This window comes from Pantoea sp. B65, assembly GCF_047308185.1.
Lineage (GTDB): Bacteria > Pseudomonadota > Gammaproteobacteria > Enterobacterales > Enterobacteriaceae > Erwinia.
Genome location: NZ_JAHXPU010000036.1, coordinates 100,112 through 112,348, shown reverse-complemented (window position 1 = coordinate 112,348; position 12,237 = coordinate 100,112). Strand labels below are relative to the sequence as shown.

10 protein-coding genes are annotated in these 12,237 nt (G+C 50.8%); 6 read left to right on the top strand and 4 right to left on the bottom strand.

All coding sequences use genetic code 11. From position 1 onward, the window contains the following. Window positions 1-271: 271 nt before the first annotated feature. Complete coding sequence (locus JWF83_RS14820) at window positions 272-466, bottom strand: hypothetical protein (RefSeq protein WP_413651086.1); 195 nt, start codon at window positions 464-466, stop codon at window positions 272-274. A 302-nt stretch (window positions 467-768) separates the two neighbouring features. On the opposite strand from JWF83_RS14820, the gene JWF83_RS14815 reads away from it, so the two are divergent. From JWF83_RS14815 to JWF83_RS14790, 6 genes are all read left to right on the top strand, one after another. After that, complete coding sequence (locus tag JWF83_RS14815; RefSeq protein WP_413651085.1) at window positions 769-2,142, top strand: sugar porter family MFS transporter; 1,374 nt, start codon at window positions 769-771, stop codon at window positions 2,140-2,142. Window positions 2,143-2,165: 23 nt separating this feature from the next. Then, window positions 2,166-3,176: a Gfo/Idh/MocA family protein gene (locus JWF83_RS14810; RefSeq protein WP_413651083.1), complete on the top strand. Its 1,011-nt coding sequence runs from the start codon at window positions 2,166-2,168 to the stop codon at window positions 3,174-3,176. Between the two features lie 72 nt (window positions 3,177-3,248). After that, window positions 3,249-3,677 (top strand): PTS sugar transporter subunit IIA, encoded by a 429-nt coding sequence (locus tag JWF83_RS14805; RefSeq protein ID WP_413651082.1) that lies wholly within the window; start codon window positions 3,249-3,251, stop codon window positions 3,675-3,677. A 48-nt stretch (window positions 3,678-3,725) separates the two neighbouring features. Beyond that, window positions 3,726-4,667: a sugar phosphate isomerase/epimerase family protein gene (locus JWF83_RS14800; RefSeq protein WP_413651080.1), complete on the top strand. Its 942-nt coding sequence runs from the start codon at window positions 3,726-3,728 to the stop codon at window positions 4,665-4,667. Between the two features lie 589 nt (window positions 4,668-5,256). Continuing rightward, entirely contained in the window at window positions 5,257-6,105 is an 849-nt protein-coding gene (locus JWF83_RS14795; RefSeq protein ID WP_413651488.1) for an AraC family transcriptional regulator, read from the top strand. A gap of 155 nt (window positions 6,106-6,260) precedes the next feature. Next, a complete protein-coding gene (locus JWF83_RS14790; protein ID WP_413651079.1) occupies window positions 6,261-7,055 on the top strand; it encodes an SDR family NAD(P)-dependent oxidoreductase in 795 nt (264 codons plus the stop codon). 49 nt (window positions 7,056-7,104) lie between these two features. Here the strand turns inward: JWF83_RS14790 and JWF83_RS14785 are convergent, their stop codons facing one another. The 3 genes from JWF83_RS14785 to JWF83_RS14775 all read right to left on the bottom strand — a co-directional run bounded on the left by JWF83_RS14785 (window position 7,105) and on the right by JWF83_RS14775 (window position 12,235). Next, complete coding sequence (locus JWF83_RS14785) at window positions 7,105-7,539, bottom strand: Fur family transcriptional regulator (RefSeq protein ID WP_413651078.1); 435 nt, start codon at window positions 7,537-7,539, stop codon at window positions 7,105-7,107. Between the two features lie 132 nt (window positions 7,540-7,671). Next, window positions 7,672-9,156, bottom strand: coding sequence for an efflux transporter outer membrane subunit (locus JWF83_RS14780; RefSeq protein ID WP_413651077.1), 1,485 nt, complete (start codon window positions 9,154-9,156; stop codon window positions 7,672-7,674). After that, the gene (locus tag JWF83_RS14775; RefSeq protein ID WP_413651076.1) at window positions 9,143-12,235 is read right to left on the bottom strand and encodes an efflux RND transporter permease subunit; all 3,093 of its coding nucleotides are present in this window, start codon (window positions 12,233-12,235) and stop codon (window positions 9,143-9,145) included. The genes JWF83_RS14780 and JWF83_RS14775 overlap by 14 nt, the downstream gene beginning before the upstream one ends. Between the last annotated feature and the right edge of the window lie 2 nt (window positions 12,236-12,237).

Genomic DNA, 12,237 nt, shown 5'->3' with positions numbered 1-12,237 from the left:
AGCGCAAGCACAAATTTGATCACCATCACATTTTATGGTGTATAAAAAACACACTAGCGAAATATCATCGACTATCAGTTGCAGAATTGCAAAATTCGTTCCAATTTACGGCCGGGTTATTTTTTTCCGCAGACTAACCATAACATTTCCTCTTAGTTAATTTTTATCATCAAAATGCCCTATCACGGCGACGGGTATGGATGGTGTAAACATTGGCATTTGCTCTCATTTCGCTGTGTATCACAGAGTACATTTATCTTTTAACTCATTATTAAATATGACTTTTATTTATTATGGAATGGTTGGTTTTTTTTGGTGAAACGTGTTTTTTAGCTATTTTTTTGAATATCTCCATTCTTGCTTTGTCAATGTTTTTAAATGAAGTTGAGATGTTTGTCACTAAATTGAGTGTATTTTTGTTAAATTTTTGATCCATGCCACGGTGTGAAATTTCTAATTTATCCATGTGTGGTATTTTCGTTTCGTATTGCTATATCTTTGCCACAACAGCAGATGACAACTTTATTTCAGCTGTTGGCTTGTTCATAAAAACCGGATTTTTACCGGGCGGCTAGAGAAGTAATTAACTAGCCATAAAAAATATCTGTTAATTAGGTTTCTGATTATATCGCTACAAGTAAAAATTCCAGGCATCTCAATAAGGACGAATACAACGCATAACGGCTAAAGCGCCATGTTCCTTTACCCTTACAACCAGATGGATAGCCAGATATGTATAGTAAAACTAACCTGCAGAATCCTCAGCGAATGAAGTTGATCACCACCATATCGACTATAGGTGGTTTGTGTTTCGGTTATGACACCGGAGTTATCTCTGGTGCGCTAATTTTCATGAAGTACGATTTTAATCTCAGCCCAGCTCAGGAAGGAATGATTACTTCTTTTTTGTTATTTGGCGCTGCGATAGGATCATTATTTGGCGGGTATCTCTCTGATAAACAGGGGCGGCGGAAAAATCTTCTTTGGGTGGCGGCAATATTTATCTTTGGGGCACTGGGCACCGCGATTGCATGGGATGTTCCCTCAATGATTGTCGCGCGTTTTATGCTGGGACTGGCGGTAGGCTGTGCCTCTGTCACGGTTCCTATCTATATTTCTGAACTTGCCAGAGCCGATCAGCGTGAACGACTGGTGACGGTGAATGAGTTGATGATTGTCACCGGACAGTTTCTTGCCTATTCGGTTAATGCGGCGATTGTTAACCTGTATCCTGATATGTCTCATAGCTGGCGGATAATGCTAGCACTGCCGGCGCTACCTGGAGCCCTGTTGTGGATCGGCATGTTGATGATGCCGGAGTCGCCACGCTTTTTTATGCGCCGGGGGGAGACTGATAAAGCGATAAAAGTGCTGAAGACATTGCGTCTGCCAGAAGAAGTCGATCATGAAATCAAAGAAATTAAACAAATCATTAAAATGGATGCGGAGAAACTGAATATTTTTTCTGAGTTGAAGAAAAAATGGGTGATTCAGCTTATTCTCATCGGTTTGATGATTGTTCTTGCAACCCGTGTCACAGGAGTTAATACCATTATGTATTATGCCCCGACGGTACTAAAATCTACCGGTCTGGGCGATGCTGCGGCTGTCACCGGGGCTGTGGCGAATGGCATAGTCTCGATCCTTGCAACAATACTGGGAATGGCGCTTATCGGCAAACATTCGCGCCGAAAAATGTTTTTTACCGGTCAGGCAGGGGTCACCATCAGTCTGGTATTGATCGGTTTATCATTTAAATGCTTCTTTCATACCGAGACCATTAATGGGGTGGCGGGACTTCATGGCGATTTTTCTGGCGCAAGTTATATTATTCTGGCACTGATGCTCCTTTTTTTAGTCTTTATGCAGGGATGGATAGCTCCGGTATTCTGGCTGATGCTGGCAGAAATCTATCCACTGAAAATGCGTGGTCTGGGTATGGGGATTGCCGTATGTGGATTGTGGATTTTTGATTTTATCATTCAGTTGATATTTCCATGGTTGCTCAACCATTATGGCGGTGGAATGACATTTGGATTTTTTGCGGTGACTAACGTAATAATGCTGATACTACTAATTAAATATTTACCTGAAACCCGTGGAATGACACTGGAACAGATAGAGAATAAATTTCGTTTTTAAAATAATTTTGCGAGGGCAAGAAAATGACTGTGAATATCGGATTAATAGGTCTGGGCATGATTGGACGGGATCATCTTAAACGGTTCCGTGATGTTATCGCCAATGCAAATGTTACTGCCGTATGTGATATCAATCAGGCTGTGGCTAATGCTGTCGCTGAAGAATATGGCGCGACAGCCTTCTATGATGCCAGTCAGATGATTAATTCTGAACTGGTCGATGCTGTTTTTATTTGTTCGATCGGACCGGCACATAAAGAGCAAATTCTGGCGGCATTTAATGCCGGAAAACCTGTGTTCTGCGAAAAACCCCTGACGCCGACGGCGGCGGAATCAAGAGAAATTATTCAGGCCGAAGCGAAGTATGGTAAACGGCTGCTGCAGCTAGGTTTTATGCGCCGTTTCGACCCGGGCTACCTGGCATTGAAAGAAACTATCGATAAAGGTGAATTAGGCGAGATTTTATTGATGCATTGCGCGCACCGTAACCCCTCGGTGCCTGAAAACTATACTCTTGAAATGGCCGTAAATGATTCGGCTACCCACGAGATTGATATTATTCGCTTTCTGCTAAACGAAAATATTGTCTCAGTTCGGGTTGATAAACCACGAAAAAAAACCAGCCGCGCCTGCGCGCATTTACAGGATCCGCTTATTATCATATTTGAAACGGAATCGGGGGTGCGTATAGATGATGAATTATTTGTCAACTGCAATTATGGTTATGACATTCGCTGTGAGGTGATCGGAGAAAATGCCATTACTGCATTGACTGAGCAGGCATTAACGGTAACCCGTTCCTTAGCGGGCGCCAGCAGGCACATCGCAGCATCCTGTATGGAGCGTTTTGCCACCGCCTATGATCGGGAAGTACAAAATTTTGTTGATTGTATCAACAATGGTAGAGAAATATCGGGTCCCTCATCCTGGGATGGTTATATCGTCGCCCTGGTCTGTGATGCCGGACTGGCTTCACTGCAGGATGGTTTAAAACATAACGTCACTATTCCTTCACGTCCGGCACTCTACTCATAACGATGTATCAGATAATGTTTTATCCAAGCACTAAGGTCATCATGTTATCCCATACGCGAACAGGAGAAAACCATGTTGAATTTGTCAGAAGATAATATTTTTCTGCGGTGCCAGGCAGTAAATAAAACGGCGGCAATACAGATTGCCGCTGATGCCCTGATACAGAGCGGTTATGTACAGCAAAGTTTTTTCCAGGCGATGATACGCCGCGAGCAAAGCGTATCGACCTGGCTTGGTGCTGGTATTGCTTTGCCGCATTGCGCGAAAGAAGACATTGGACTGATTATCCGGACAGGTTTTCAGATATTTCAATTCCCTGATGGTGTCAGTTGGGGGGATGGCAAGGTGGCTTTTATCGTTATCGCCGTGGCGGCGAAATATGATGAACACATTCAGGTTGTGGCAGAGATTGCCGATCTGCTGGGCGATGAAGTGAAAACGACTTTGCTCGCCAGGGCTAAAGATAAAACAGAATTTATTGAACAGTTTGCAAAGCAATAGTCGCCATAAACGGTAACCGGATTAAATAAAATTAATGAAGGATGTATTATGAAACTTGCATTATGTACTGATGTATTAGCAGATCTACCGTTTCCTGAGATGCTGGATAAAGTAAAAAACTATGGTATTTCTGGCGTTGAGATGACGGCCGGAGGCTGGTCTCCCTGCCCGCATGTAAAAACTGAAGAATTGCTGGCCTCCGCTGATAAATTGGCCAGATTTCGTGCCGAATTGCATCAGCGGGATATTGAAATTGTCGCGCTGAACTGTTCCGGTAATCCGCTTGCGCCTGGTGTACTGGGCGAGAAGCATACGCGCAGTAGCTATCAGGCGATTGAGCTGGCTGGCAAGCTGGGGGTGAAGAAGATTGTAATGATGAGTGGGCTGCCAGGTGGCGGTCCGGAAGATAAAGTACCCAATTGGATCACCTCGACAGTCTCCTGGCCAGATTATATGCCTGGCGTGATTGATTATCAGTGGAACGAGGTCGCCATTCCCTGGTGGAAGACGTTCGTTGCGCATGCGAAACAACATGGTATCGAAAAAATCGCTATTGAGGAATTCCCAAGCCAGCTGGTGTATAACCCTGCCACACTGCTGCGACTGCGCAACGCCGTGGGTGACATGATTGGTATGAATCTCGATCCTTCGCACCTGATTGCGATGGGCGCCGATCCGATTGCCGCCGTGCGCAAACTTGAAGGCGCGATCTATCATGTGCATGGTAAAGATGCCCGAATTGAACGGGGTCTGGCCGATATTGATGGATTAATGGAATATCAACCGGTCACTGCCACCAAATCGCGTACGTGGAATTATGTCGCTGTTGGCTGCGGTCAGGATTTGCAATGGTGGAAGGAATTTTTCTCTGTTCTGCGCATGACTGGCTATGACGGTTATGTCTCGCTGGAGATGGAAGACCTGACCATGAGTGTTGAGGCCGGACTACAAACCTCGATAGATGCCCTGAATATGACCATGAGTCGCTAAGCTGAGCGGCGGCTGCCTCAGGGGGAGTGTACATCCTGAGGCACCCGGTCTGCTCCGGACAGTGAATTCCTATTGCGTGCCAGCAGCACCTGCCTGACTAACAATAACAGCGGCAAAATTGCCGTTGATAGCTATCGGTTTCTCCGACGTACATTTATTTTCTCGTTATGAAGCGCTGCCACCAGTGAATATCATGAAAATGACCGATCTGACGACAGAAGAACTTAATCTGTATCCTCATTCGCCCGTCAACCGACGTTATTCTCACCGGCAGGCAACCTGGCCGTGAGAAAAGAAACCATCCGGGCGCCAGACAGGGAAGAGCATGCCACTCTGCAGTAGCTTTGTCAGGTTGGGCACCAATTAATTTGAGGCGGCGAAAAGGAAGACCATGACCGCTGCGAGGTCTGTACCTGTCGCAATCTGCATCACTACCCCACGTTTTTGAGAGGTTACCCGCCCATCAGATGGCAGCATTCCAGATGAAGCGTAATCAATGTGACGATACTGGACGTTATTGCGAAATATAATCATAATGGTTTTCATTACAGCCACTGCGAATGTCTTGTCCTCTGAGGTGCAAAAAATAATGCCACAAGTATCCACCCGAGATTCGGTTGAGCTTTATGATGTCGACAGTATTCTCCGACCGGTGGCAGTACTGAGTGCTTCAATGGCGTCTAAGGATTGGGAGCAGGACAAGCACCAGCACCGTAAAGCCCAATTGATTTATTCGGTGCGCGGTATGCTGAATTGTATAATTGAAGATGGGGTGTGGATTGTTCCGCCGCAATGTGCAGTTTGGATACCGGGCGATTTGCCGCACTCGGCGCGAGGTTCCGGAGAAACAGAATGTTATTGCCTGTTTGTTGAACCGGAAGCGGCACCAGACCTGCCAAAAAGTTGCTGTACTATTTCGGTATCACCGTTATTACGCGAGTTACTACTTAAAGTGGCGGGTTTACCTGCGCTATACGAGCAAGATGGCCGGGAAGGCCGGCTGGTCGCAACTTTACTGGATGAGCTATCCGCTGCCCCGGTGGAAGATCTCCATCTGCCAATGCCGCATGATCATCGGCTCCGTCGACTCTCAGAAATGCTTTTGGCTAACCCCACTGAAAAAACCTCTCTGGGCGAATGGTCCTGCCGTATTGGCATGAGCGAGCGGAGTATGAGCAGGCTGCTGTTACAGGAAATTGGCATGAGTTTTGGTCGCTGGCGTCGGCAGCTGCATGTCATCCTTTCCCTGCAGCTTCTTATGAAAGGGGTGAGTGTGCAGACGGTAGCGCTGGAGCTTGGCTACGAGAACGCCAGTGGTTTTATCACCATGTTTCGCAAAACCGTCGGCAAGCCACCAGCGAAATACCTTTTTGAACGGATGAGTAGCGCAGCCGCCAGTGAATATGATCATGTTCCTGGTATTATTCTTGCTGATTAATACGCCTTTTGAGGGGATAACCCGTTCGGCGTTCTCACCGTTAGCCGGATTAAGCGAATTCGTCTGGATCAGATAATGTTCTGGCCGGTTATCGCTATCCGCATCAGCCAGAGAGCGGTAGATTGGATATTTAGCCAATACAGCGGGGAAAGTTTATGGATCTTGGATTAAGAGAAAAACGCGTACTTGTGACAGGGTCAACGGCCGGTATCGGTCTGGCAACCGCTCGTGCCCTGGCTGCTGAAGGGGCGTCTGTTACGATTAATGGGCGGACGCAAACGCGTGTCGATAGTGCCGTGGCAGCACTAAAAGCTGAATTCCCTGACATCGCCATCAGCGGAATCGCCGCCGACCTGAGTTGTGGCGCAGGTTGCGATGCGTTGATAACCACGTTGCCGGATATCGACGTGTTAGTTAACAATTTGGGTATCTTTGAGGTCAGCCCTTTTGAACAGATCTCTGACGCCGATTGGCTGCGTTTTTTTGAGGTTAATGTCTTAAGCGGGGTTCGGCTTTCACGTCATTATGTACAGAACATGCGTTCACGCAACTGGGGACGCATCGTATTTGTTTCGAGCGAATCAGCGTTGCAGATCCCCGCTGAAATGATCCACTACGGCATGACCAAAACAGCACAGCTTGCCGTGGCGCGTGGGCTTGCGGAAACGCTTGCGGGTACGGGCGTAACGGTAAATAGTGTGTTGCCTGGCCCCACCGCTTCGGAAGGGGTTGGCGCCATGGTCGCGGAGATGGCGGCCAGCCGTGGTGTCGATGCCGCATCCATTGAGCAAGCGTTCTTTGCGACAGCCCGACCCTCTTCGATACTTCAACGTTTCTCCACACCCGATGAGGTAGCCGCCATGATTACCTATATCTGTAGCGAGCAGGCATCAGCCACGACAGGCGCGGCGCTGCGGGTTGACGGTGGCGTGGTGCGGGCAATCGCATAATCCCTATTATCAACAGTCAGGTGGTTTTAAACTGCCTGACTGTTAATTCTCAGGCATGTGGACATTGCGCACAAATGATGGTGATAGTAAACACAGCGCTGCTGTCCTGTTTAAACCCCTCCCGACTGGCAAGAAACAGCAGTCGATCGCGTAACACCCCGTCCTCGATAAAAACCAGTTTTTCACCACAGTGACAACGCAGGGTATCTTTCTGATGGTCTTGTCGGTCAGGCTTGAATGCAAAGAGAGCACGGCCTCGGGTGCCTTCCGTGCGGATCAGCAAGCCGGCACCCCACAAATCATTCAATACCCGATAGATCGTAGCTTGTGCCAGCCGCTCAAATTGTGAATTGAGGATACGATACAACTGGCGTGCATCAAGGCAACGTGGTGCAACCTGCTGCAGAGCTGTCAGGACAGATCGTCTCGCTACAGTGGGCTTAAGCTTACCCGTATTCAGCCGGGATACGTTAAAAGTTGGCATTTTACTTACCTGTGAATCCGATCCAGCAACCAGCGCGTATCTGGTTCCTTTCAGTTTCTGGATGTTGTTGCTGATTGTTATTGAGGGAAACCGACGCAACGAAGGATAAATTTCCTTGCGCCGGTATCCGGTTTAATAAGATGAACTCGTCTCTTCCCATCCGCCGCCCAGCGCCTTAAACACGCTCACTCGGGCGGAACCTAGCCGCTGGTCAGCCGTGGCGACCTGCGATTTCGTATCAGTAAGGCTGTTTTGTGCGACGATCACATCGAGATAGCTGATGGACCCGGCCTGGTAACGCTGTTCCGCCAGTAGAAATGCGATTTCGGCACGGTTCCGTGCTTCCAGCAACGCCTTACGTTGTTGCATCATCATGCTATAAGTGCTCAATGCCTGCTCTGACTCCTTCAGCGCATTAAGTACGGTGCCATCGAAGCTGGCTAACGATGCTGCACTTTGTGCCCTGGCCTGGGCGATACGACTGCGGGCCGCCACCGTATTGGGGAAACTCCACGAAATCAGCGGGCCGAGAGAAAAAGACCAGCTGCGATCGCCTTTCAGATAGTCGTTTTGCAGGTAGTTTCCTGTAGCGCCAAGTGTTACGCGCGGATAGAGATCGGCAATAGCCACACCGATACGGGCGGTGTCGGCTGCCAGTTGGCGTTCAGCCTGTCGGATATCAGGCCTCCGGCGCAGCAGCGCGGTGCCGTCGCCGATGGGTAACGCCGCCGCTGGCTCAGGCGCTTTATTGCACGCCTTTGCCGCCGCCGGGACTTGTGAAGGCGTACGGCCCATGATCGCCGCCAGTTCAAATAGCGCGACATCCCGTTGGCTTTGCAATGGTGGTAAGGCGGCTTCGGCCTGAGCCAGGGTTACGCCAGCTCTTTCGACATCCAGATGTGATGCGGAACCTGCCAATGCCAGACTGCTGATAAGGTTGAAACTGTGTCGGGCCTGCTCTATTGAAGAGCGAGCGACGTCGATGGATTCGCCGTAACTACAGGCGTCAACGTAGGCCCTTGTTGTCTCTGCGACCACCACCACTCTGGCGGTTTGCCAGGCGGCGGTAACAGCATCGGTGTCAGCGCGCGCGGCTTCGATATCGCGTCTGACCCGACCAAACAGGTCAAGCTCGTAAGAGATACCAAGTCCGCCACTGTTACTCCATTGTGTTGGGGCCTGGCCAGTCCCGGTCCAGCTGGTTTGATCCCGGCCATATCCTGTCCCGCCCGACAGATGAGTAGCAGGGAGTAAGCCGCCGCGCGCTTCACCATAAATAGCTCGCGTACGGTCAAGATTTGCCAGCGCTACACGCAGATTGGTATTGGCTTTAAGCGCCTCAGGAACCAGCTTATTAAGCGTAGTATCGTTGTATAGCCTCCACCAGTCTGCTGGCAGCGGAGTGGTGGTGTCCGATTGTGGCGACTTGCTGACAAAAGGGCCGCCTGCGGTTTCCGGCAAAACCGGAGCGTGATAAGCGGGACCACTTGCGCAACCAGTAACGAAAATCGTGACGGCGATGGACAGAACCGGTGTAAGCAGTCGCGAATACAGCGTGCGTGGCTGGTGAGTGTCTGTGGCGTTGGCACAGGGCGAAGAGGGCTTAGAGTTCAACATTGGGAGCCTCCGCGGTGGCAAGTTCGCGGGTGAGGGGGCTTTCTGCCGCCATCCGGTGATCCCTGGCGATAAAGCTATAGATGGTCGGCAGCACAAACAAAGTGAAGAAGGTGCCGACTAACATGCCCATGACCACCACAATACCGATCGAGAAACGACTGGCCGAACCTGCGCCGTCGGCAAATAGCAGTGGTAAGAGCCCGGCAACCATCGCCGCTGTCGTCATCAGAATGGGGCGCATTCGCACCGCTGCCGCTTTCTCAATCGCTTTGATACGACTCAGATTCTCATGATGCTGGATATGGTTGGCGAACGTGACCATCAGGATGCCGTGCTTGGAAATCAGTCCGATCAGGGTGACCAGTCCGATTTGCGTATAGATATTAAGCGTTGCGTAGCCCAGCCATAGCGGTACCAGTGCACCGCAGACGGCGAGTGGCACGGTGACCAGAATCACCAGCGGATCACGCAAGCTTTCAAACTGCGCGGCCAGTACCAGAAAAATGACCACCAGCGCGAAACCAAATGATACCATCAGGCGATTCCCTTCCTGCACAAACTGACGACTGTCGCTCAGCCAGTCCACACTGGTTCCGGGTGGCAATGTCTGGGCCTGCAGGAACGCTATGGCTTCGCCCATACTCACGCCTGGCGCTGGCAGCATTTCCAGCGTGGTGGAGTTCATCTGTCCGAATTGGGTGAGCTGGTTGGCCTGCGGGCGTATCCTGACATGCGTCACCGTCGACAGCGGGACCAGTGTGCCGGAAGTTGCTTTAACGTAGAAACGCCCCAGATCTTCCGGCGTCATGCGATCACTGCCACGCACCTGCGGGATCACGTCATAAGAACGGTCGTGAAAATTAAAGCGATTAACATAATTTTCGCCGACCAGCACCGCCAGCGTATCGGCGATGGATTGCATGGAGACGCCCATTTCGCTGGCTCGGACATTGTCGATGCTGATATGTGCCTGCGTCCCATCGTATGACAAATCATTCTGCACATAGAGGAACAGCCCGCTGGCATAAGCTGCATTCTTGAGTTTTTCACCGGTCTCATACAGCGTTTTGAAGTCATCTGGCGAGCGTAATACCATCTGCACCGGCAAGCCGCCGCTGGAACCTGGCAGAGGCGGCATCTGAACAGCGGTGACCGTTTCGCCATCAATCGCGCCGCCAGCGGCCTGGATTTGTCCCTGGATTTCAGTGGCTGACCTTTTACGCTCGGACCAATCCTTGAGGATCGCGCCGCCGATCATTTTATTCTGGCCGCCGCTATAATCGCCTATATGGATGAAGCTGCTGTCAAACTCCGGGATCGACTCAAACACTTTCTCGATCTGTTCGGCATAATGCACGCTATAGTTCACGCCCGCGTATTGTGGTGCCTTAGTAATGGCAAGTACGATGCCCTGATCTTCCATTGGCGCCAGTTCGTGGCGCGTGCCGCTGAACAACACCACAATGGCGGCCAGCACTACGCCGCCGGTCAGTAGCACCGCACCACGTGCGGCAAGGGTGCGGGCCAGAAGCCGGGAGTACCGCGCCGTCACTCCCTCCATATAGTGTTCGACAATTTTTGCCAGTTTCCCCTCGCTCTGCCTGGCGTTAAGTAACATCGAACTCATCACCGGCGAAAGTGTTAACGCCACCACGCCTGAGACAATCACTGAACCCGCCAGCGTGAATGCAAATTCCTTAAACAGCGCCCCGGTCAGCCCACCCATCATGCCAATCGGCGCATAGACTGCCGCCAGGGTGATAGTCATGGCAATTACCGGTCCGACGATCTCCCTTGCACCCAGTAAAGCCGCGCGTACCGGTGTCAGGCCCTCTTCGATATGGCGATGGATGTTCTCTACCACGACGATGGCATCGTCCACCACTAAACCGATGGCCAGCACCATCGCCAATAACGTCAGCAGATTGATCGAGAAGCCACAGGCCAGCATCAGGGCAGCGGTACCCACCAGGGAAAGCGGGATAGTGACGACAGGAATAATCACCGCGCGGAAGGTGCCAAGGAACAGGAAAATCACCACAATGACGATCAATATGGCCTCAACCAGTGTGTGCTTCACCTCCTCAATTGAAGCGTTTACAAAGGTTGCGACATTATAGTTGGGGGCGACGGTTAGCCCCGGGGGAGCCATTTCACGGATCTCAGGAATCAATGCCTGAGCCTTGCGGACAATATCAATAGGGTTGCCATCCGGTGTCGGCTGAATTTCGATAAATATCGCCGGCACGCCGGTGGCAAACGAGGCGCTGTTGTAGTTTTGACCACCGATTTCCACGGTGGCAATATCAGAAAGCCGCACCACGCCGCCTTCGGCACTGGATTTGATCACCATTTTTCGGAAGTCCGCGACATCGCGCAGATCGGTTGCGGCACTGATGTTGGTCACAGTCAGCGTGCTTTTAAGTTGCCCGGGGGCTGACTGTACATTATTTGCGCGCAGCGCGGCGGCAATATCGCCAGCCGACAGATGGCGCGCAGCCAGTCGCACCGGGTCGATCCAGATACGCATCGCCAGATTCTGACCGCTCAGAATATTGGCGGAGGAAACGCCGGGGATGCCGGTAAACATCGGTTGTGCAACACGTGTTGCGAAATCAGTTACCTGCGGGATAGATAGCGTTTTGCTGTAGAACGCGACGTATTGCACCCCGGTACTGCCCTCTGTCAGCTTGCTGATAACCGGATCGGTGACTCCCGTGGGTAACTGATACTTAACCTGCTGCACTTTGGCGAGGATTTCCGTCATGGCGCGGTCAGCGTTAGCGTTGAGTACCAGGCGGGCTTTAATCTCGCTCTTACCCTGGGTGGTAGTAGAACTGAGGTACTCAATACCGCTGGCTGTGGCGATGGATTGGGCGATTGGCGTGGTCACAAAACCCTGCATCACGTCCTGGGTAGCGCCAGGCAGCGTGGTACTGATGCTGATGGTTGCATTTTCAAGATAAGGATATTGACGTACAGGTAACAGTGACACGGCGGTGATACCCATCAGCAGGATCAGCAGGCTCACTACCAGTGCAAGAATAGGACGGCGAATAAAAACATCGGTGAAATTCATCG

What these genes read in the sequence shown, in the direction of transcription:
- JWF83_RS14775 (WP_413651076.1), bottom strand. Translation starts at nt 12,235, where the DNA reads ATGAATTTCACCGATGTTTTTATTCGCCGTCCTATTCTTGCACTGGTA.
- JWF83_RS14815 (WP_413651085.1), top strand. Translation starts at nt 769, where the DNA reads ATGAAGTTGATCACCACCATATCGACTATAGGTGGTTTGTGTTTCGGT.
- JWF83_RS14785 (WP_413651078.1), bottom strand. Translation starts at nt 7,539, where the DNA reads ATGCCAACTTTTAACGTATCCCGGCTGAATACGGGTAAGCTTAAGCCC.
- JWF83_RS14780 (WP_413651077.1), bottom strand. Translation starts at nt 9,156, where the DNA reads ATGTTGAACTCTAAGCCCTCTTCGCCCTGTGCCAACGCCACAGACACT.
- JWF83_RS14820 (WP_413651086.1), bottom strand. Translation starts at nt 466, where the DNA reads ATGGATAAATTAGAAATTTCACACCGTGGCATGGATCAAAAATTTAAC.
- JWF83_RS14790 (WP_413651079.1), top strand. Translation starts at nt 6,261, where the DNA reads ATGGATCTTGGATTAAGAGAAAAACGCGTACTTGTGACAGGGTCAACG.
- JWF83_RS14795 (WP_413651488.1), top strand. Translation starts at nt 5,257, where the DNA reads ATGCCACAAGTATCCACCCGAGATTCGGTTGAGCTTTATGATGTCGAC.
- JWF83_RS14800 (WP_413651080.1), top strand. Translation starts at nt 3,726, where the DNA reads ATGAAACTTGCATTATGTACTGATGTATTAGCAGATCTACCGTTTCCT.
- JWF83_RS14810 (WP_413651083.1), top strand. Translation starts at nt 2,166, where the DNA reads ATGACTGTGAATATCGGATTAATAGGTCTGGGCATGATTGGACGGGAT.
- JWF83_RS14805 (WP_413651082.1), top strand. Translation starts at nt 3,249, where the DNA reads ATGTTGAATTTGTCAGAAGATAATATTTTTCTGCGGTGCCAGGCAGTA.